Origin of the sequence: Streptomyces peucetius, assembly GCF_025854275.1 — a bacterium.
In the GTDB taxonomy this organism is placed as follows: domain Bacteria; phylum Actinomycetota; class Actinomycetes; order Streptomycetales; family Streptomycetaceae; genus Streptomyces; species Streptomyces peucetius_A.
Genome location: NZ_CP107567.1, coordinates 6,230,792 through 6,250,526 on the forward strand (window position 1 = coordinate 6,230,792; position 19,735 = coordinate 6,250,526).

Below are 19,735 nucleotides of genomic sequence, written 5' to 3' on the forward strand. Positions count from 1 at the left end.
CGCGCGGCCGGCGGCCGGGCGGCCGGACGGACCCGCTCACCCCGGGAAACGGCCCGTGCCGCGCAGCAACCGGCGCCGTTCCGCGTACGCGAGGTCGTCGCGCCACAGACGCCCAGCCACCCACCGGATCAGCGGCCGGAGCGCGGGAGCCGCCGCCCGTGCCACGGCGAACCCGCGTCGACCGGAGACGGCGACGACGGCCTCGATCACCGCCGTGCGCGGACTGCCGTCCGGGGCGGGGCCCAGCGGCGTGGCGTGCGTCTCCACGACGGACGTCGCGCCCTCGCCCTCGGCGATGTGCATGACGACCGTGCGCGGCTCCGGGGCGGTGAACACCGCCCGCACGGGAACGACCAGCCGCCCGGGGAGCCTGAACGACACGTCGACGGTGAACGCGTCCTCGTCCGCGTCGCTCGAAGGGACCCCCACGACGGTCAGGTCCACGAAGGAGTACGGGTGCAGCCAGGACCCGTGCCACGGGTCCAGGCGGTTGGCGACCACGTCCTCCGGCTCGCAGCGGCCCACGGCGGTGAACACGGCGTCCACGGCTCCGTCGCGGGGACGCGGCGGTACCACCGGCCGGTCGAGCGGCGGTTCCCCGCCGAGTGCGTCGAGGCGCACCCAGGCGAGCACACCGTCGTCGTGGGCGGGCAACGGATCCCATCCGGCGAACGGGCGCCCGTCCAGGGACAGTCCGTGCCAGTGGCAGACCAGGCTGCCGCACACGACCCGGCTGTCCCGCAGTGGCGCGCCCAGGTGCGGGCAGGCGCCCGGTCCGGCCCTCAGCTCGCCCGACGCGGTGCGCCAGGCGACGACCTCCACCCCGCCGACCGTCCGCCCGAACGGGCGTCCGCCGCCGATGTCGCGCGAGGCGCCGATGACGTACCAGTTGCCCGACGGCCGCGCCGCGGAGCGCTTCAGCGCGTCCGCGATCAGCGACGGCCTGGCCTCGCGCCATGTCGGCGTCTGCTGCTCCCAGCGGGTCCGGCGCCGCGACCGTACGGGCAGGGCGTACCGCGGCGCCCCCCGACGCTCCCTCATGCTCGCTACCTCCGAGGGCCGTTGGAAGGCGACCTGTGCGCGGGTCCCGACGTGAGGGGGTGCTCCGGTGACCGCCGGGGTTGTGGGCGCAGACGGGCCGTGAGGATCCGGGCGAGCCCGCCCAGCGCCACGGCGGCGCGGCGCCTGTGTGGCACCACCGACCGCCGTTGCACCACGGCGTAGCCGTCGTCGGCGATGGCGTCGAGGATCCCGCCGTACAGGGTGTACGCCGTCCGGATGCAGGGCCGGGCGCGCGGTTCGAGCATGTCGATGCCCGGCCGGGCCTCCCGGTAGACGCTCCGGGTGAGGTCCTCGGCGGCCTCGAGCGCGGCGCGGATCCTGGGGTCCGGCCTGCCGGTGGCGCGGCTCCACTCCAGCAGCGCGCGGTCCGCGCCGTGCGCGGCGAGCAGGTCGGCGGGCAGATACACCCGTCCGCGGTCGAGGTCCTCGCCGACATCGCGCAGGAAGTTGGTGAGCTGGAACGCGACCCCCAGCGCGGCGGCGTGCGGCGCCGCCACCTCCTCCGGCACGACGGTGCCGAGCACCGGCATCATCTGGAGGCCGATGACGGCGGCGGATCCGTGCATGTACGACCTGAGGTCCTCGTAGGTGGCGTAGTCCGTGACCGTGAGGTCGTCCCGCATGGAGGCCATGAAGTCCGCGAAGTGGGCGTGGGGGATGGCGTAGGTCCTGGCCGTGTCGGCCACCGCCCGCACGACGGGTTCGCTGCTCCGGCCGGTCCGCAGCCCGGAAGCGAGTTCGCTCTCCAGCCGCGCGAGCTGCCGGTCACGTGCTTCGGGCGTGCGGGCGCAGGCCGGATCGTCCACGATGTCGTCGGCCCAGCGCGCGAAGCCGTACAGCGCGTGGACGGCAGGGCGCCGGTGGACCGGCAGCAGTCGGGTCGCGAGGAAGTACGTCCTGCCGTGCCGGGCGTTGAGCCGCCTGCAGTGCTGGTACGCCGCTCGCAGCTCCGGGTCCGAGATCCGCGCCGCGTCGAGTTCACGTCGTGTCATGGACACCTCTCACTGGCCGCTGATGCGGGACGCCGCCAGCTTTCCGCTGACGAGCACGGTGGGTACGCCGACGCCCGGAGTCGTTCCGCAGCCTGCGAGTACGGCGTTCTCGACGCCGGCGACCAGGTTGCGCGGCCGGAACGGGCCGGTCTGCGCGAACGTGTGGGCCGCGGAGAACGGTGTCCCCGCCGCGTGGCCCTGTGCCGTCCAGTCGGCGGGGGTGATCAGCCGTTCGTGCTCGACGGCGTCGCCGAACCCGTCCAGACCGCGCTTCTCCAGCTCGCCGACGATGCTGTCGCGGTAACGAGGGCCCAGGGAACGCCACTCGGCCGCCGACGGGCCGACGGTCGTGTTGGGGCAGGGCGCCAGCACGTAGTGCAGATGCCGGCCCTCGGGCGCGAGCCGCGGCTCGTGGGCAGTGGGCCGGGTGATGAGCAGCGACGGGTCGCTCATCGGCCGCCCCGTGCGGGTGATCTCTTCGAACGTCCGCTCCCAGGCGTGTCCGAACGAGATGGTGTGGTGGTGCAGGCCGGGCCAGGTGCGGCGCGTGCCCGCGTGGAGGATCACCGCGGAGGGCGAGTGCGTCAGTCGTACCGGTCGGCGCGGCGTGCGGCCCAACAGGCGGTAGGCGACGGGCAGATCGGGTGTGAGGACCACGACGTCGCAGGGCAGCCGCTCGCCGTCGCCGAGGCGCACGGAGGTGACGCGCCCGGCGGACAGGGCGAGTTCCGTGACCTCGGTGCCGTAGCGGAACTCGGCCCCGGCGTCGCGGGCGGCGTCCGCCATCGCCACGGGCAGCGCGTGCATGCCTCCCCTGGGGAAGTACACGCCGGCGACCGTGTCCATGTAGGCGATGACGGCATAGGCGGCGAGCGCCCGGGAGGGCGGCACGCCGGCGTAGAGCGACTGGAAGGAGAACACTCTGCGCAGCCTGGGGTCCTTGATGTACCGGCCGATCTGCCTGTCCAGCCGGCCGAAGCCGCGCAGGGCGGCCAGCCGCGCCAGGTCGGGGTGCAGCAACTGGAGGGGCGAGTCGAAGTTCGTGTCGATGAACCGCCGCATCTGCGCTTCGTAGAGGGACCGCAGCCACTGCCGCAGCCTGCGGTAACCGGCGGCCTCGGCCGGGCCGGCGAACGCGCGGACCTCCTCGGCCATCGCCTCGCCGTCGGTGTGCACGTCGAGGCCCGAACCGTCGGCGAACTGCGCCCGGTAGGCGGGGTGCAGGGCGACGAGCTCGACCCGGTCCGCGAGCGAGTCGCCCACCGCGGCGAACGCCTCGTCGGCGAGGTGCGGCATCGTGAGCACCGTCGGACCCGTGTCCAGGAGGTAGCGGCCCAGCCGCGCCCGCCCCGCCCGGCCGCCGGGCCGGTCCGCCCTCTCCACCACGGTCACCTGCCGGCCGCTGCCCAGCAGGTGCAGCGCGGCGGCGAGGCCGGACAGCCCGGCACCGACGACGACCACGCGGTCGGTGCGACCGGGGACGGTTCTCATGGACTGTCCTCCTCGTGCGGCGGGGTCGGCCCCACCGCTGTGCGGACCAGACTGCCGAGCGCCGCGACCGCTGGGGGCCGACCGGGCAGCGCGGCCGGTCGGCGTTCACTGAGGTGGACCAGCCGACTGCTCCATGCCTCCACGTCCCGCGGGCTCTCCGAAGCGGTCCGGGCCTTCGTACGCGGGCGTCCGGCGACGCGGCCCCGACGGACCCGGCGACCGGCGACACGGGCCCGGACGCGTCCCCCTCCCGGGCGTCGCGACTGCCTCGACCACCGTCTCCTCCGCCTCCTCCGCTCGGGAGGCCCCCGAGCAGCATCCGCCCCGCCGTCCGGGGCCACGACCGAGAAGCGACACGCGGCTCACCCGCGACGCAGTTCCGGGTCGCGGTCGGACTTCGGCCAGACGTAGGGAAGATCGTCCGGCACCCCGGGGAACCGGTCCCGGTAGAACGCCGGGTCCTTGCGCACCAGAGCCGACTGGTGGCTGCGATGGAAGTCCGGGTCGCCGAACCAGGGCGGGAGGTCGCCGTCCGTCACGAGCTGCTGCTGGGACCGCACGGCCCCGTCCGGGTGCCGGGCCCGGAAGTCCTGGAGGAGGGTCGCCGCGCAGGTGTCGGTGTGTCCCTCGCTCGTCCACGCACGGCAGATGTCCAGCCCGTACCGTACGAGCGCCTCCTCGTAACCGGCCCACATCCGGACCGCCGGGTGCCTGCGCCAGCCGTAGCCGGGCACGGTCAGGCCACGGAGCACCTGCAGTGCCTCGACCCGCTGTTTCCCCAGCCGCCTGGGGTCCAGCGCCGCGGCGGATTCCATGAAGCTCGGGAACGGGAGGAAAGTCTGCATATGTCCTGCCTACCCGTGGGGACGCCACCCTCCCGCCTTCCGGCCGAAGCTCTGGTCACACAAGCCGCGCGGACCGGGACGCGCGGCCGGGCGGGCCGGGCCCGGGTGATGGAGTACAGCGGCTTCACGGCGTCGGGCGGCCTGCTCCGCTTCCTTCCGGAGTCGGCTCATGCATGGTCGGAGCGGAGGGTGACCGCCCGGAGCAGTGCGTCCCGGCACGCCTGGATGGCAGGGTGCCGGCCGCTGCCGCGGCGTGCCACGGTGAAGACGCGGCGCGTGCGCAGGCCGCGGGGGGAGTCGCGCCAGGGCCACGGTCGGGGGTGTCCGTGCCAGACGAGGCCGGGCAGGAAGGCTGCGGCGTGTTTCTGCTCGACGAGGCGGAGGTGGAGCAGGAGGTCGGTGGTCTCGAACCGTACGTCGTGTTCGAAACCGGCGTTGCGGCACAGGGGCATGGCCCAGTGCCGTGCGGCTGTGCCTTCGGGTTCCATCACCCAGGGGTGGTCCGCCAGCGCGCGCAGCGCGGCCATCGGGGCTGCGGCGTCCGATCCGTCGGCCGGATCCGGCAGCGCGAGGTGCAGGGGGGCGTCGAGCAGGTCTTGCTGTTCGAGTTCGGCGGGCCGCGGGTTCGGGTTGCCGGGGTATTCCTCGGCGAGGACCAGGTCGAAGTCGCGGGCCTGCAGGGCGGGGAGTGCCTTTTCCGGTTCCATGCGTGACGTGGACGCGCAGGTGCGGGTGCCGGTCGCGCAGCAGGCCGAGCGCGGCCGGAACCAGGGCCAGGGCGGCCGTCTGGAAGGAGGCGATGCGGAGCGTGCCGGTCAGGTCGGTCAGGGAGGCGGCGATGTCCGCCTCCGCGCGCTCCAGACGGGCGAGGACCGCTTCGGTGTGGGCGACGAGGATCTCGGCCTGCTCGGTCAGCCGCACCCGCCGTCCGACCGGTTCCGGAAGGGGGACGCCGACCTCGGCCTCCAGCTGGGAGAGCTGCCGGGAGACGGAGGAGGGGGTAGGACAGGGCGGCGGCGAGGGCCGCCAGGGTGCCGCGGTGCTTGATCAAGTGGTGTCCGACCAGCGGCGACTGCGGGTGGACTGCCGTGCCGTTCCCAGCGGCCCTGGGACGGCACTCGTCCGGCCGTTGGGACCACACGACACGGCAATCCACCACTCGGCCGGGGGAGTCCGGCCCCGAGATCAGAGCAGGTCACGCTCCATCAGGTCGTCCGCCTCCTCCCAGGTGATGAAGGAGCAGGCTCCGGTACTCAGGTCGACGGCCACGGGCAGGTTCCCGCCGAGCTGCATGTCCTCACGTCCGTGATCCAGGTACTCGGCATGGTCGTACGGGGCGATGAACCGTCCCCCGTCCGTGAAGCAGTACTCGGGGATGATCCTCACGTCGGAGGACGGCCCCCATGTCCTGCTCTCCTCCGCAAGGAACTCCGCGGCCCTGCGCTCGGCTTCTTCGGGGGCGAGCATGTCAGTTGGTCCTCATCACGTAGTAGTCGCGGTATTTCTTGTGGGCCGGATTGGCCTTGCCCGACTGGAAGTCGAGGAAGACCACCTTTCCATCGATGTTCGCGACGTTGAAGTAGTGGCCGATACCCTTCCTCGGCCATGCTCCTACGATCGCCCGGGCACCGGGTCCCCAGCGCAGCATGTCGCTCACGACGACGTTGAGTCCGCCGACCTTCCGGAACGGCAGGCCCGTCATCGCCGACACCTCGGCACGCGTCAGCGGGCGGTCCGCCCCGGACACCGCGTTCGGGTTCCGGCCGGCCATGAGGTCGTCGCCGGCGGTCGCGCACAGCCCGCAGTTCCTCCGGCCGCCGTCCGGGTTGATGCGGCTCATGGACGACGGGGTCTCCGGCGTGTAGTAGGGAAGCCCGAACCGTGTCGAACTCGGCTCCCCGTAGTACCGTCCGCCGCCCGGCTCGACCGCGGCCCTGCGCCACCCCGTCAGACCGCCGACGCCGGTGACGACGAGCTGCTGCGTCAGTTCCTCCGCCGCCTCGGCGTACAGGTCGGCGAGGGCGTCGCAGCCCTGTTGCCGGAGCATGTACTCGGCGCGGTAGAGGCGGTAGGCGGGGCGGACGGGGAGGTACTTGTCGACGAACGCGCCGGCGCCGCCGTTCTCGCCGGTGAACGCGTCGTGCGCGTCACCGAGGAACACGAAGGGCGACTTGAAGACGTCGACGAAGGCGTCACCGAAGATGCCGAGTGCTTCTCCCAAGCTGTCGACGCGGTCGTTGTTCGGGTCGTCGGGGGTGAGGCCACTGGGGTCGGTCAGCAGGGTGGGGACGTTGTCGGCGTAGGCGTACGGCGAGAGGTAGGGGGTCGACCGGTCGCGGCTTGCCGGGTCGGGCCGGGTGAAGCGTCCGGTGGTGGTGTCGTACTGGCGGGCGTGGAGGTCGAGGTTGCCGGTGGTGGTTTCGTAGCGGGCGCCCGTGTAGGAGGGGGTGCTTGCGGGGGCGCCGCCGGCGGTGGTGTTCAGGACGCGGGTACCGAACGGGTCGTAGGCCCAGCGCTGGTGGAGGGTGCCGGTGCTGCCCGTGACGTCGACCGGGGAGCCCTGGGTGTCGTGGTGGTAGTAGAAGAGCGCCCCGGCGCCCGTCCTGGTGGCGGTGGGCTGGCCGAGCGGGTCGTAGCGGTAGGACTGCTTGATCGTCCAGGCGCTGTCGTACTCGGTGGCCGGCATCGGCAGGGGGGCGTTGGGGTCCCACTGGGTGCGGTGGGTCACCGCGCCGTCCTTGGCGGTCGCGACCTGGTTGCCGCTCGCGTCGTGGTCGTAGGTGTAGTCGGCGCCGGCGACGGTGGCGGCGGAGATCTGCCCGGCCAGGTCGTAGGCGTAGGTGTCGGCGCCCGCCTTGGTCTGGTTGCCCTCGGCGTCGTACGCGTAGGTGGTGGTCGTGGTGCCGGCCGTGGTCGAGGTGAGCTGGTCGGCCGCGTCGTAGGCGTAGCTGGTGGAGGCGGTGCCCAGGGTGGAGGTCAGGCGGTTGCCGACCTTGTCGTAGCTGTAGGAGGTGGTGCGGCTCGCCGCGCAGCCGGTGACCCAGGGCTGCGGGTAGCAGCCGGAGGTGAGGCGGCCGGCCGCGTCGTACGTCAGGTCGTAGCCGCCGGTGCCGACACCGGCCCGGGTGACGTCGACGCGGGAGGGCAGGCCCGCCGCGGAGAGGGTGAGCGCGGTCCTGGTGACCGTGGCGCCCGCCTTGGACGAGGCGACGGCCGTCAGCCGGCCCGCCCGGTCGTAGGAGCGGCTCTCTGTCTCGGTGTTGGGCAGCGCCGACTTGGTGAGGTTGCCGGCCGCGTCCCAGGTGTACGTGGTGGTCCTGCCGTCGGCCGTCATGGTGGAGGTACGGCCGTCGTCGTCGTAGGCGTAGGCGATGGTGCTGCCGTCGGAGTACTTGCGGGTGAGCATCTGCCCGGCGGCGTCATAGGTGTAGGCGAAGCCGCGCGTCCTGGTGAGGTTGCCGACGGCGTCGTAGACGAAGTCCTCGGAGATCTTCGAGTTGGCGCGGGCGGTCATGCGCCCGGCGTCGTCGTAGCCGAACGTCGCGTCGGGGGTGGTGTCGGAGTAGTCGACCCTGGTGGGCAGGCCGCGCGGGTCGAAGGTGTAGGTGGTGGATCCGCGGGGCGTGGTCTTTCTGACGAGGTTGCCGTCGGCGTCGTAGGCGTAGCTCGTCACCCGGTTCAGCGGGTCGGTGACCGAGGTGAGGCGGCGGGCGGCGTCGTAGCCGTAGCCGGTGACGTGGCCCTTGGCGTCGGTGCGCGCGGTGACGTTGCCGACCGTGTCGTAGCCGTAGGTGGTGACCGCCCCGCCGGGCGCGGTGACCGTGGTGAGCCGGTCGAGCCTGTCGTAGCCGTAGACGGTGGCGCGCTTGTCGGCGTCCGTCTCCTTGACGACGTTGTTCACCGCGTCGTAGGCCGTGGTGGTCACGCCGCCGAGCGGGTCGGTGACCGTCGTGGGGTTGCCCGCCGGGTCGTAGCCGTACGTGGTCGTGTACTGGGCGGGGTCGGCGCCGGTGGCGTTGCCGCGGGGGTCGGTCGTGGTGGCCTGACGGCCGTCGGCGTCGTAGGTCCAGCTCGCCCTGTGGCCGAGCGGGGAGGTGCGGCTGAGCAGGTTTCCGTCGGCGTCGTAGGCGTAGGAGGTGGTCCTGCCCAGTCGGTCGGTGCTGCTGGTGAGCCGGTTGTTCTTGTCGTAGACGGAGGTGACCGTCCTGCTCGCGGCGTCGGTGACCTCGGTGATGTTGTCGTTGGCGTCGTAGGCGTACCTGGTGGTGTGGCCCAGCGGGTCGGTGACCACCAGCGGCCGGTTGATCGCGTCGTAGGTCGTGGTGGTGGACGCGCCGGTGGGGCCGGTGACGCTCGTCCGGTTGCCGGCCGCGTCGTAGGAGAAGGTCGTGGTGTGGGCGGCCGGGTCGGCGCCGGAGACGTTCCCCCGCGGTGAGACGCTGCTCAGCAGGCGGCCCACCTTGTCGTAGGTGTAGGTGGTCCTGCCGCCGGCCGCGTCGGTCTCGGAGGCGAGGCGTCCGCTCGCGTCGTAGGTGCGGACGACGGACTCGCCGGAAGGGTCGGTGGTCCGGGTCAGGTGTCCGGCGTCGTCGTAGGCGAACGTGGTGGTGTCGCCCGCCGGGCTTCGCGCGGACGTCAGTTGCTCGGCGCCGTTGTAGGTGTAGCTCGTGGTGCGGCCCAGCGGGTCGGTGGCCGAGCTGAGCAGTCCGCGGCCGTCGTAGGCGTACCTCGTGGTGTACGCGGCCGGGTCGGCGCCTGTGACGTTGCCGCGCGGGTCCGTCCTGGACAGGATCCGGCCGGCCTTGTCGTACGTGAAGGTCGTCCTCTCACCCAGCGGGGTGGTGACCGATGTCCGGTTGCCCGCCGCGTCGTAGCCGTAGGTGGTGACCTTGCCGCGCGGGGTCGTCACGGTCTCGAGGGCACCGAGGGCGGTGTACGTGTAGGCGGTCCTGCCGCCCATCGGGTCCGTGGTCGACGTCAGCCGGTTCGACGCGTTGTACGTGTACGTCGTCTTGTTGCCGCGGCCGTCGGTGTGGCCGGTGATGTTGCCCGCGGTGTCGTAGGTCCAGCTCTCCGCATGGCCGAGCGCGGAGGGCGCGCTGCGGGTGAGCATCCGCCCGGCGCCGTCGTACGTCATCGACGTGGTGTTGCCGCGCTGGTCGGTGATGCCGACGGGACGCAGGTGGCGGTCGTAGTCGTAGGTGATGCTCCTGCCGTACGGGTCGATCGTCTCCATCAGGACGTTGCCGGCGTACACGTCGGTCCACACGCCGCCGTCGGGGGCCGTGGTGTGCGACTCGCTGCTGCCGTCCCGGGTGAATGTGGTGGTCCTGCCGATCTGGTCGGTCTGGGACGTGATGCGGCCCGTGGAGTCGTAGACGTTGGTGACCTTGCCGCCCGCCGGATCGGTGTAGGAGGTCAGACGCTTGTTCGCGTCGTAGGCGTACGACGACGTCCTGCCTGCCGGGTCGGTCACCGAGGTCAGCAGGCCGTCCGTGTAGCCGTACGACACCGAAGTGCCGTCGGGCAGGCCCACCTTGGACAGCAACCCGTCGGCACCCACCGTGAAGGCGGTGGTACGGCCGGCCGCGTCCCTGACGGAGGCGAGGCTGCCGGACGCGTACGTCAGGCTCAGCCCCTGCCCCGCACCGCCGACGACGGACGTGAGCCTGCCACCGCTGTCGAAGATCCGTTTGGTGTGGTCCGGAGTGGTGACCGTGTAGCTGCTCGTGCCCTTGACCAGCTTGGCCGCCGACCCTGCCGGGGCGGTGTATGCGCCGTCGCTCGCCCGCGTGAACACGAACGACGCCCCGTCGCCCGTCCGGTAGGTCACCTTCCCCGTCGCGACCGCCAGCTTCGCGTCGAAAGGTGTCGCCCAGCCTCGGCCCAGCAGGCCGAGGGCGGTCGAGTCCGAGCGGTAGGTGCGCTCCAGGGTCAGGGGCACTCCGGGGCTCACCAGCGAGGCGTCGGTGAGCTGTTCGAAGAACATGCCGGTCGCCGTGTTGACCGGGTCGGCGCGGTGGGCCTGTGCGTAGCAGGTGCAGATGCCCGCCTGCGCACCGGGAATCACCGGGGTGTAGAACGCCTCCACCAGCGGGGAGGTGGTCCCGCCCGGGCTCGATGTCCCGTCGGCACCGTTCAGGAAGACCCAGGCGTAGTACTTCTTGCCGTCCTCCAGGATTCCGCCCAGCGCGCTGCCGGCCCACCAGAAGCACCGGTCGGCGGGATAGGAGTTGCTCGACCACCAGTCGTAGCACCAGGCCCCCGTGTCCGGGGTGTCGCCGCTGGGATCGTCCGTGGCCTTCCTGATCTCCTGCTGGACGACGAAATTGCCCGCCTCGTCCCGGACGTACAGCCACATCCCGGTGTACGACGAACCGTCCTTGGGGAGTTGCACCTGCCCGCCGATCGACAGCATGCCCGGGTACGCGGTGGCCCAGGACGACACCCAGGTCGGGTTCTCGGTCGCTGCCGCGCGGGGCTGGACGGTCAGGTCCGGTTCGGCGGCGGGGCCGCGTTCGGCGCGGTTCTTGCCCGGCCGGCCGTGGGGCTTGCCCTTGAGTTTCCTCTCGGGCGCGTTCATGTAGTCGCGCATCGGGGACGGTTCGTGCCGCTCCTCGGCGACCTGCCTGCGGCGCTCGGCCAGCGTCATGGACCTGGGCGGCTCGGGCAGATCGGCGGCTGTCCTGGCCTCTGCCCGGGTGACGGCCGCCGGGGCCGTGGCGGGCGGTCGGTCACGGGGCGACGCCCAGGACGGGGCGGCACCCGCGGTCAGCAGGAGGGCCAGGGCCAGGACGAATGTGACGAGTCTTCGCGTTTGCGTGCGCATCATGCATCACCTGTGGGGCAGTTGTGAAAAGGACCGGGGTGATCCTTGATCCACAGGGCGTTCGAACTAACGCGCTGTCAGGGGTATGGCTGGGATGCGACGGCGAGTCGGGGGCACTCGGCCGCTCCCGTCCTGGTCGCCCGGTCGCAGGGGCCGGCACCAACCGGCGATTGGCGTGAACACGCCTGCCCGTGCCGGATGGCGCACATGAACACGCCGCGGACGGCGAGCCAACGGCGGGGCGCGGTCCGGTGTCGGGAGTGAAGCCCTCGCTCGCGGACCCCCGCCCGGCGACCGGCGTTGCGCAGAGCGTTGACGTCCGACGTGCGCCGCCCTATCTTTCGGTTCGGCAGACGGAATGGCGTCTGATATTTCGAACAAGTCGGATTCGGATGCCCCGTTTCCGCGTTCCAGACCAACCCTGGCGGCGCCGGCAGGTGCGCGTCGCGGGCTCACATCACCGCCGTACACGAAAGGCGCCACACATCCGGCGCGTTGTCGAACCGGTTCGACAGCTCGACTCGGGCCGGTCCGAAGCAGATTGACGCAGTCCTCCGACACCTCACAGGAGCCGCAACGATGGTGCTACCGAGAGCACGACAGGGACGTGTGCGAGCACGGCGGGAAGGCGCGAGAGCGGGGCAGGTGCGGGCCGGCGTCGCCTCGGCGCTGGCTGTCGCGCTCGGGATCGGCCTGGTGGGCGCGGGCCCGCCGGCGCCGGCGTCCGCCGCCGAACTCCCGGTGCCGGCCCTGAAGTACACGTTCGACGCCGACGACCTGGCCTCCGGCACCATCGCCGACAGCTCGGGCCACGGCCTCGACGGCACCCTGGTCAACGGCCGCAGCGCGGCCCTCGTCGACGGCGCGGCGGGCGGGTCGGCCCTGGATCTGCCCGGCGGCGCCGCCGGCTCCGACGGCGCCCATGTCCGGCTGCCCAAGGAGGTGTTGGCCGGGGCCGGCGATCTGACCGTCTCCGCCAGGGTGCGCTGGGACGGCGGCACGGCGCCGTGGCAGTGGATCTACGCCCTCGGCAAGGACACCGGCCGGTACCTGTTCAGCACTCCGTACAACAACGACGGACGGCTGCGTACGGCGGTCACCACCTCCGGTGGCGGTGGCGAGGACCAGGTCACCGGGTCGGCGGCATTGCCGGACAAGGAGTGGAAGACCCTTACCGTCACGCTCGACACGAGCGCCGAACGCCTCACCACCTACCTCGACGGTGTCGCCGTGGCCTGGGCCAGGACCGGTATCGGTGCCGGTGAACTCATCGACGCCTCCAGTACCTTCGCCGGATACATCGGCAGGTCCTTCTACCCGGACCCGCTGTTCGCGGGCGCGGTCGACGAGTTCGCGGTGTACCACACGGCCCTGACCGCCGAGCAGGTCGCCGGGACGGTCGGCGCGACACCGACGCCGACCGGCCTGGCGGACGCGGAGTTCGAGATCCGTACCACCGTGGGGACGGCCCCCGACCTGCCTGCCACGGTGCGCGCCACCTACTCCGACGGCTACGACCGGCAGGTCTCCGCCGACTGGGATCCGGTGGACCTCGACGCGTACGACGCTCCCGGTTCCTTCACCGTGTCGGGCAAGGCCGCCGGGCGGACGGTGACAGCGAAGGTCACCGTGGTCCGCGAGGGCGAACTCGTCGTCGATCTGGGCAAGGACACCGGAGCGTTCCACGGCGGCGCGTCCGGCACCCTCTACGGGCTCTACGGACAGGACGTGCCGACGAACAACCTGATCGAGGGCATGCACCTGCGCACCGTCGCCACCAAGGCGCAGGACGGCCCGCAGCATCCGGGCGCCGACGCGCTCGAGGTCGTCAAGCCGCTCGCGGACAGCACGGACGGCGACGTCTACATCTACATGACCGACATCCACCGCGGCTTCCCCTACCAGTGGGAGGGCGACACCCCGGCGGACCGGATGCGGATCTACCGGGAGAAGATCGCCAAGCAGGTCGACCAGGTGCGGCAGCTGCCCGAGCAGTACCAGGACAACATCGTCTTCGTGCCCTTCAATGAGCCCGAGGGCAACATGTTCGGCACCGGCGAGTGGAGCTACAACGGCGTCAGCTGGCTGGACGATCCGGACGACTACTTCGCCGCCTGGGACGACGTGTACCGGCTGATCAAGGGCAAGCTTCCGGACGCCCGGATCGCCGGCCCCAACACCAGCGTGCTGTTCACCCAGGTCCAGGGATTCCTGAAGCACGCGGTACAGGCCGGCACCGTCCCTGCGGTCATGACCTGGCACGAGCTGAGCCACCCGGAGCAGATCCGCACCAGCGTCAAGAGGTACCGCGGCTGGGAGAAGGAGATCTTCGCCGGCAGCGCGTACGAGGGCACCGAACTGCCGATCAACATCAACGAGTACGCGTACAACTACCACACCTCGGTGCCCGGCCAGATGATCCAGTGGATCTCCGCCATCGAGGAGTCCAAGGTCGACGCCGACATCGCCTACTGGAACATCGACGGCAATCTGTCGGACTCGGCCGTCCAGGCCAACCGCGCCAACGGCCAGTGGTGGCTGCTCCACGCGTACGGCAGCATGACCGGCCGCACCGTCCGGGTGAGCCCGCCGTTCCCCGGCGAGAACTACACGATGCAGGGCGTGGCGGCGCTGGACGACAAGAAGCGCCAGGCACGGGCGATCTTCGGCGGCTCCGACGGCGGCGGGCTCATCCGGTTCGACCGGGTGCCCGGCGACGTCTTCGGGGACACGGTGCACGCCTGGATCCGCGAGATCCCGTGGACCGGGCAGATCGGCGACTCCGCCCCGCCGCGGCTGATCGCCGAGAAGGACGTCCGGGTGGGCGACGACGGTTCGGTGGCCTTCGACTTCGGCGGCGACGCCGCCCTGCCGGCGCTCAAGGAGTCGTCGGCGTACGAGATCGTCCTCGCACCGGGCGGCAGCGGCACGAAGACCTCGGCTCCCACGATCCTGTGGGAAGCCGACCACGAGGCCGAGGACGCGGCGCACACCGGCTCCGGCTACAGCAGGAACGGCCCCGAGGGATCGCCTTCGAACGTGGCGAAGTTCTACACCTCCGGCGGCCACGACGTCGGGGGGCTGAGGACGGGCTCCGACGTGAAGCTCGACTTCACCGTCGACGTCCCCAAGGACGGCACGTACGACCTGAGCGTCTTCGCCAACTCGCTCAACACCTTCGACAAGGTCACGGAGCAGGGCCCCACCAATGTGTTCCTCACCGTGGACGGCGGCGCCGAACAGGAACTGTTCCTGCCGCTGGGCTACAAGTGGGTGGTCTGGGACCACACCGACACCACCGTCCAGCTGACCGAGGGCACCCACACCCTCTCGCTCGCCGCGAAGAGCCTGGACGGCAAGCGGGTCACCCAGGGCGACGCGATCGTCGACCGCCTCACGCTCACCCTGCCCAACCCCGAGGCCCGGAAGGCGGTGTACGAGGGAGAGCTCGCGGCACTCGACGGCGGGCGCCCCGTCTACGGACCGGGCGGCGTGTCGGGAGCGGGGGCGGCCGAGCTCGGGCAGGGCGACAGCGCCACCTTCTGGGTCTACTCCCCGGCCGACACCGAGTCCACCCTGACCCTCGCCACGCGAGGCACCGGACGGGCGCAGCTCACCGTGAACGGCCAGGACGTCCTGCGTGTGACACCGTCGGCCAGGAAGGTGGCCGTCTCCCTGTCCGGCGGCATCAACAAGGTCACCGTCAGCGGAAAGTCAGGCACGATGCTCGTCGACCACCTCGGCGTCGAGCAGACGTCCACGACCCTCGAGCCGGCCGTCTACCAGGCCGAGGACGCCGAGCTCGCCGGCTCGGCGGGACCGGCGCGGCTGTCGCTCGCCAGTGACGGCTCGGCGGTACGCGGCATCGGCGGCGCGCCGGGCAACGGGAACACCGCGACGTTCCACGTCACGGCCCGCAAGGACGGCCTGTACGCCATGCGGGTGCGCTACTCCAACCCCGAGCAGTCCGAAGCCACCCACTACAACCCCGACCCGCTCGCCAGGCCCGCGGACATCTCCGTCAACGGCGGCGAACCGCGCCGCACGCTGTTCCCGCACACGTTCCACGAGAACAACTTCTGGGAGCTGACGGTGCCGGTACGGCTGAAGAAGGGCAGCAACACGATCCGGTTCTCGGCCGAGGAACTGCCCAACTTCGACGGCACGTCCTTCGCGTCCGACACCTTCCCCGGCGTCCTGCTGCGCTCGCGGTACGCGCCCGTGCTCGACAAGATCACGATCGCGAGATTCGCAGACCGGCCGTGACGGCCGCCGGCGGCCACCACCCGGCGGCCACCACCCGGTGGCCGCCGACCGCCGGCCACCCCGCGGTGGACACCAACGGCCCAGAAAGGAAACCGGCATGGTCACCATCGGCGACATCGCCCGCGCCGCCGGAGTGTCACGCAGTACCGCCTCGTACGCGCTGTCCGGCAAGCGCTCGATCTCCGAGGAGGTGCAGGAACGCGTCCGGGAGGCGGCCCGGGAGCTCGGGTACACCCCCAACGCCGGCGCCAGGGCGCTGGCCACGGCGGAGACCAGGGTCATCGGGCTGCTCGCCCGGTTCCTGGACGACGAGTTCGCCCCGGCCATGCTCCAGTACATTCGCGGCGTCAGCGACACCGCGCGGGCGCACGGCTACGACACCCTCCTCGTCACGGAGGCCGACGGGGCCCGCGCGCTGCGGCGGATCACCTCCTCGCGGATGGTCGACGGCGTCGTCCTGCTCAACGTCGCGGAGGGCGACGCCCGGCTGCCGCTGCTGCGAAAGGCCCCGCAGCCCGGCGCGCTGGTCGGACTGCCCGGCGACTGCGCCGGCGTGGACGTCTTCGACCTCGACTTCGAGGCGGCCGGCCGGCTGATGGTCGACCACATGCACCGGCTGCGCCACCGCGAACTGCTCCTCGTCTCGCAGCCGGAGCACGTCGTCGAGCGGGGCGGCGCCTATGTGTGGCGGCTCCGGGACGCGGTCGTGCAGCAGGCGCGGGCCCGGGGCATCCGGCTCCACGCGGCCTTCGGCGAGTCGAGGCAGCCGGAGGTGGGACGGTCCCTGCACGCACTGCTCGACGCCCATCCCACCGCCACCGGTCTGCTGCTGGGCAACGAGGCCGCCGCCGCTGCCCTGCCGTCGGTGCTGCACGCGCGCGGACTCGCCGCGCCACGGGACCTGTCGGTCGTCGGCCGGTACTCCGACGAGTTCGCCCGCACCTTCTCGCTGCCGTTCTCCTCCATCGAGAGCGCGCCGGACCTGCTCGGCGAGCTGGCCGTCAGCCAGCTGGTGCGCCGCATCACCACACCGGAGGGCAGCGAGGAGCCCCACGTGCTGCGGCTGCTCCCGCCCGAGCTCGTCGACCGCGGCAGCACCGGGCCGCCCCCGGCGGCACCCCGTACTTCGTCCGTTCAAGGAGGAACACCATGAGAAGCGCCACCAAGTCCGCCCGCGCCATAGCCGTGTCCGGTGCCGCCGTCCTCGCCCTGACCGCCTGCTCCCCTGGCCAAGGCGGCAGTGCCGGCGGGCAGTCGAGCGACACCTACACCTGGTGGGACCCCTACCCCCAGCACCAGAAGTCCTCCGGCTGGGCGAAGCGCGTCGCCAAGTGCGGCGACGAGGCGGGCGTCACCATCGAGCGCACCGCCTACGACACCACCGCCCTCACCAACCAGGCGCTGCTCGCGGCCCAGGAGGGCACGGCGCCCGACATCATGCTGCTCGACAACCCCGCTGTCTCCACCCTCGCCGACACCGGCATGCTGACCACGATGAAGGAGTTCGGCCTCGACACCTCCGGCATCGACGCGAACCTGCTGTCGGCCGGTGTCGTGGACGGCAAGGAGTACGGCGTCCCCGTCGGCGCCAACACGCTCGCGCTCTACTACAACAAGGACGTCCTCGACGCCGCCGGTGTCGACCCGGCCTCGGTGGAGGACTGGGACTCGCTCACCGCCGCGCTGGAGAAGGTGACCGGCGCCGGCAAGAAGGGCATCACCTTCGCCGGGATCGGCACCGAGGAGGGCTCCTTCCAGTTCCTGCCCTGGTTCTGGGGCGCCGGCGCCGACCTGCGCGATCTCGACTCGCCGCAGGCGAGAGAGGCGCTGGAGCTGTGGACCGGCTGGCGGAACAAGGGGTACGCCCCGGCATCGGTGATCAACAACTCCCAGAACACCACCTGGGAGGAGTTCCTGACCGGCGACTTCGGCTTCGCCGTGAACGGCACCTGGCAGGTCGACAGCGCCAAGGAGGCGAAGTTCGCCACCGGTGTCGTCCAGATCCCCGGGAAGGACGGCGGCGTCGCCCCGACCCCGACCGGCGGCGAGTTCATCACCGCACCCGTCCAGAAGGACACCGGCCGCTACGACGTCACCCATAAGATCGTGCGGTGCATGACCACCCCCGAAGGCATGGTCGAGACGGCCAAGACCTTCGCGTACTACATCCCGCCCACCAAGGCCGGACAGGACCGACTGCTCGAGGACGAGCCGGATCTGAAGCCGTGGGTGGACGCGGTGCGCAGCGCCAAGGGCCGCACCGGCGACAACCTCGGCACCGACTACCCGAAGATCTCCGAGCCGTTGTGGACGGCCGTGCAGAAGTCCCTCAGCGGGGCCGAGAAGCCCAAGGAGGCGCTGGCCGAGGCTCAGTCGACCGCGAAGGGCGAGGTCGGCTGAGCGCCGGCCGGACCGACCGACATGAGAGTGACCACCGAGCCGGCCGCGCCCGCGGAGCGCGCCAAAGGCGGCGAGCCGCCTCCCGCCCCGCGGCCGGTCCCGCCCCCGCACCGGCGCATCCGCTCCACCCAGTGGGCGGGCCTGGCGTTCCTGGCCCCGCTCCTCGCCTACCTGTTGATCTTCTACGCCTATCCGCTGTACCGGAATCTCGAACTCAGCGTGCACGACTACACGGTCAGGGCGTTCGTCCTCGGTGACGCCGAGTTCACCGGCCTCGCCAACTACCGTGACGTCCTCGCCTCCGACACCTTCGGTCTCGCCCTGCGCAACACGCTCCTGTTCACGTTCGTCTCGATCGCCGCGCAGTACGCGATCGGCCTCGCCCTCGCGGTGTTCTTCCGCAGCGGCTTCCGGCTCTCGGGAGTGCTGCGGGCGATGTTCCTGGTGCCGTGGCTGCTGCCGCTGATCGTCTCCGGCTCCACCTGGGCGTGGATGCTGGCCGGCGACAACGGCATCGTCAACGCGGCCCTGGAGGCGTTCGGCATCGGCCGGATCAACTGGCTGACCGACCCGGACTGGGCACTGACCTCCGTGATCATCGCCAACATCTGGCTCGGCGTCCCGTTCAACCTCGTCATCCTGCACGCCGGGCTGCAGAACATCCCCGACGACCTGTACGAGGCCGCCGCCCTGGACGGGGCGAACGCCTGGCAGCGGTTCCGGCACGTGACCTTCCCGCTCCTGCGTCCCGTCTCGGCGATCACCCTGCTGCTCGGGCTGGTCTACACACTCAAGGTCGTCGACGTCATCTGGATCATGACCACCGGCGGTCCCGGCAACGTCTCCACCACCCTGGCGCTCTGGTCCTATCGCGAAGCCTTCGGCACCGGGCAGCCCGACTTCTCGCCCGCGGCCACGGTCGGCAATCTGCTCATCGTCATGGCCCTGGCCTTCGGTTTCCTCTACCTCCGACTCCAGCGCCGACAGGACCGGGAGACACAGTCATGACGGCCCCCACGGCACGGCCCACACGCAGGGGCCACCGCTCCCGCTGGAAGACCGCCCTGGGCGTCCTCCTCACCGCGCTGATGCTCTTCCCCGTGTACTGGATGTTCAACGTCTCCCTGACCCGGACCGAGGACATGCGGGCCGACCCGCCGCACTGGTTCCCCTGGAATCCCACGTTCGAGGGCTACGAGGCCGTGCTGCGCGACCAGTTGCCCGCCCTTGGCACCAGCCTGGGCATCGGCCTCGGGTGTGTGCTGCTCACCCTGCTGATCTCGGCGCCCGCCGGGTTCGCGCTCGCCAAGCTGCTCCGCAGGGGGAGGGGCACGGTCAGCTTCTTCCTGCTCGTCGCCCAGATGATCCCCAGCGTGGTCATGGCGATCGGCTTCTACGCCGTCTATGTGCGGCTCGGCTGGATCAACTCCGTCTGGGGACTGATCGTCGCCGACTCGACCATCGCCGTCCCGTTCGGCGTGATGGTCCTGGCCGCCTTCATGTCCGGCATCCCGGGGGAGCTGATGCAGGCCGCCCGGATCGACGGCGCGAGCACCTGGCGGACCTTCGTCTCCGTGGTGCTGCCGCTCGGCCGCAACGCCCTGCTGACGGTGTCGCTGTTCTCGTTCCTGTGGGCGTGGTCGGACTTCGTGTTCGCCTCCACCCTCAACCGCAACGGGGACGCGGTCCCGATCACCCTCGGCATCTATGCCTACATCGGCAACAACACCACCGAATGGAACTCGATCATGGCGACCGCCGTCGTCGCGTCCGTCCCCGCGGCCGTGCTCCTCGTCGTCGCCCAGCGATTCGTCGCCGGCGGTGTCACCGCCGGCGCCGTGAAGGACTGA

11 protein-coding genes and 1 pseudogene are annotated in these 19,735 nt (G+C 71.5%); 5 read left to right on the top strand and 7 right to left on the bottom strand.

Annotated features, from left to right (window positions below):
• Positions 1-36: 36 nt before the first annotated feature.
• From OGH68_RS28390 to OGH68_RS28420, 7 genes and pseudogenes are all read right to left on the bottom strand, one after another.
• Positions 37-1,041 carry a Rieske (2Fe-2S) protein gene (locus OGH68_RS28390; protein ID WP_264247850.1) on the bottom strand — a complete coding sequence of 335 codons (1,005 nt, stop codon included), beginning with the start codon at positions 1,039-1,041 and terminating at the stop codon, positions 37-39.
• A 5-nt stretch (positions 1,042-1,046) separates the two neighbouring features.
• Positions 1,047-2,054: a phytoene/squalene synthase family protein gene (locus OGH68_RS28395; protein WP_264247851.1), complete on the bottom strand. Its 1,008-nt coding sequence runs from the start codon at positions 2,052-2,054 to the stop codon at positions 1,047-1,049.
• Between the two features lie 9 nt (positions 2,055-2,063).
• The gene (locus tag OGH68_RS28400; RefSeq protein WP_264247852.1) at positions 2,064-3,545 is read right to left on the bottom strand and encodes a phytoene desaturase; all 1,482 of its coding nucleotides are present in this window, start codon (positions 3,543-3,545) and stop codon (positions 2,064-2,066) included.
• A 362-nt stretch (positions 3,546-3,907) separates the two neighbouring features.
• Positions 3,908-4,390, bottom strand: a complete 483-nt coding sequence (locus OGH68_RS28405; RefSeq protein ID WP_264247853.1) for an MSMEG_6728 family protein — start codon at positions 4,388-4,390, stop codon at positions 3,908-3,910.
• A gap of 167 nt (positions 4,391-4,557) precedes the next feature.
• Positions 4,558-5,456: pseudogene (locus OGH68_RS28410) on the bottom strand (LysR family transcriptional regulator).
• Between the two features lie 119 nt (positions 5,457-5,575).
• The gene (locus OGH68_RS28415; protein ID WP_264247854.1) at positions 5,576-5,857 is read right to left on the bottom strand and encodes a hypothetical protein; all 282 of its coding nucleotides are present in this window, start codon (positions 5,855-5,857) and stop codon (positions 5,576-5,578) included.
• Between the two features lies 1 nt (position 5,858).
• Positions 5,859-11,042 (bottom strand): DUF6531 domain-containing protein, encoded by a 5,184-nt coding sequence (locus tag OGH68_RS28420; protein ID WP_264250331.1) that lies wholly within the window; start codon positions 11,040-11,042, stop codon positions 5,859-5,861.
• A gap of 846 nt (positions 11,043-11,888) precedes the next feature.
• On the opposite strand from OGH68_RS28420, the gene OGH68_RS28425 reads away from it, so the two are divergent.
• The 5 genes from OGH68_RS28425 to OGH68_RS28445 all read left to right on the top strand — a co-directional run bounded on the left by OGH68_RS28425 (position 11,889) and on the right by OGH68_RS28445 (position 19,735).
• A complete protein-coding gene (locus tag OGH68_RS28425) occupies positions 11,889-15,485 on the top strand; it encodes a LamG-like jellyroll fold domain-containing protein (protein ID WP_413471128.1) in 3,597 nt (1,198 codons plus the stop codon).
• 97 nt (positions 15,486-15,582) lie between these two features.
• Positions 15,583-16,638: a LacI family DNA-binding transcriptional regulator gene (locus OGH68_RS28430; RefSeq protein WP_264247856.1), complete on the top strand. Its 1,056-nt coding sequence runs from the start codon at positions 15,583-15,585 to the stop codon at positions 16,636-16,638.
• The gene (locus OGH68_RS28435) at positions 16,635-17,885 is read left to right on the top strand and encodes an extracellular solute-binding protein (RefSeq protein ID WP_264247857.1); all 1,251 of its coding nucleotides are present in this window, start codon (positions 16,635-16,637) and stop codon (positions 17,883-17,885) included. The genes OGH68_RS28430 and OGH68_RS28435 overlap by 4 nt, the downstream gene beginning before the upstream one ends.
• A 21-nt stretch (positions 17,886-17,906) precedes the next feature.
• Positions 17,907-18,893 (top strand): carbohydrate ABC transporter permease, encoded by a 987-nt coding sequence (locus OGH68_RS28440; protein ID WP_264247858.1) that lies wholly within the window; start codon positions 17,907-17,909, stop codon positions 18,891-18,893.
• Complete coding sequence (locus tag OGH68_RS28445; RefSeq protein ID WP_264247859.1) at positions 18,890-19,735, top strand: carbohydrate ABC transporter permease; 846 nt, start codon at positions 18,890-18,892, stop codon at positions 19,733-19,735. The genes OGH68_RS28440 and OGH68_RS28445 overlap by 4 nt, the downstream gene beginning before the upstream one ends.

What these genes read in the sequence shown, in the direction of transcription:
- OGH68_RS28390 (WP_264247850.1), bottom strand. Translation starts at nt 1,041, where the DNA reads ATGAGGGAGCGTCGGGGGGCGCCGCGGTACGCCCTGCCCGTACGGTCG.
- OGH68_RS28395 (WP_264247851.1), bottom strand. Translation starts at nt 2,054, where the DNA reads ATGACACGACGTGAACTCGACGCGGCGCGGATCTCGGACCCGGAGCTG.
- OGH68_RS28400 (WP_264247852.1), bottom strand. Translation starts at nt 3,545, where the DNA reads ATGAGAACCGTCCCCGGTCGCACCGACCGCGTGGTCGTCGTCGGTGCC.
- OGH68_RS28405 (WP_264247853.1), bottom strand. Translation starts at nt 4,390, where the DNA reads ATGCAGACTTTCCTCCCGTTCCCGAGCTTCATGGAATCCGCCGCGGCG.
- OGH68_RS28415 (WP_264247854.1), bottom strand. Translation starts at nt 5,857, where the DNA reads ATGCTCGCCCCCGAAGAAGCCGAGCGCAGGGCCGCGGAGTTCCTTGCG.
- OGH68_RS28420 (WP_264250331.1), bottom strand. Translation starts at nt 11,042, where the DNA reads ATGACGCTGGCCGAGCGCCGCAGGCAGGTCGCCGAGGAGCGGCACGAA.
- OGH68_RS28430 (WP_264247856.1), top strand. Translation starts at nt 15,583, where the DNA reads ATGGTCACCATCGGCGACATCGCCCGCGCCGCCGGAGTGTCACGCAGT.
- OGH68_RS28435 (WP_264247857.1), top strand. Translation starts at nt 16,635, where the DNA reads ATGAGAAGCGCCACCAAGTCCGCCCGCGCCATAGCCGTGTCCGGTGCC.
- OGH68_RS28440 (WP_264247858.1), top strand. Translation starts at nt 17,907, where the DNA reads ATGAGAGTGACCACCGAGCCGGCCGCGCCCGCGGAGCGCGCCAAAGGC.
- OGH68_RS28445 (WP_264247859.1), top strand. Translation starts at nt 18,890, where the DNA reads ATGACGGCCCCCACGGCACGGCCCACACGCAGGGGCCACCGCTCCCGC.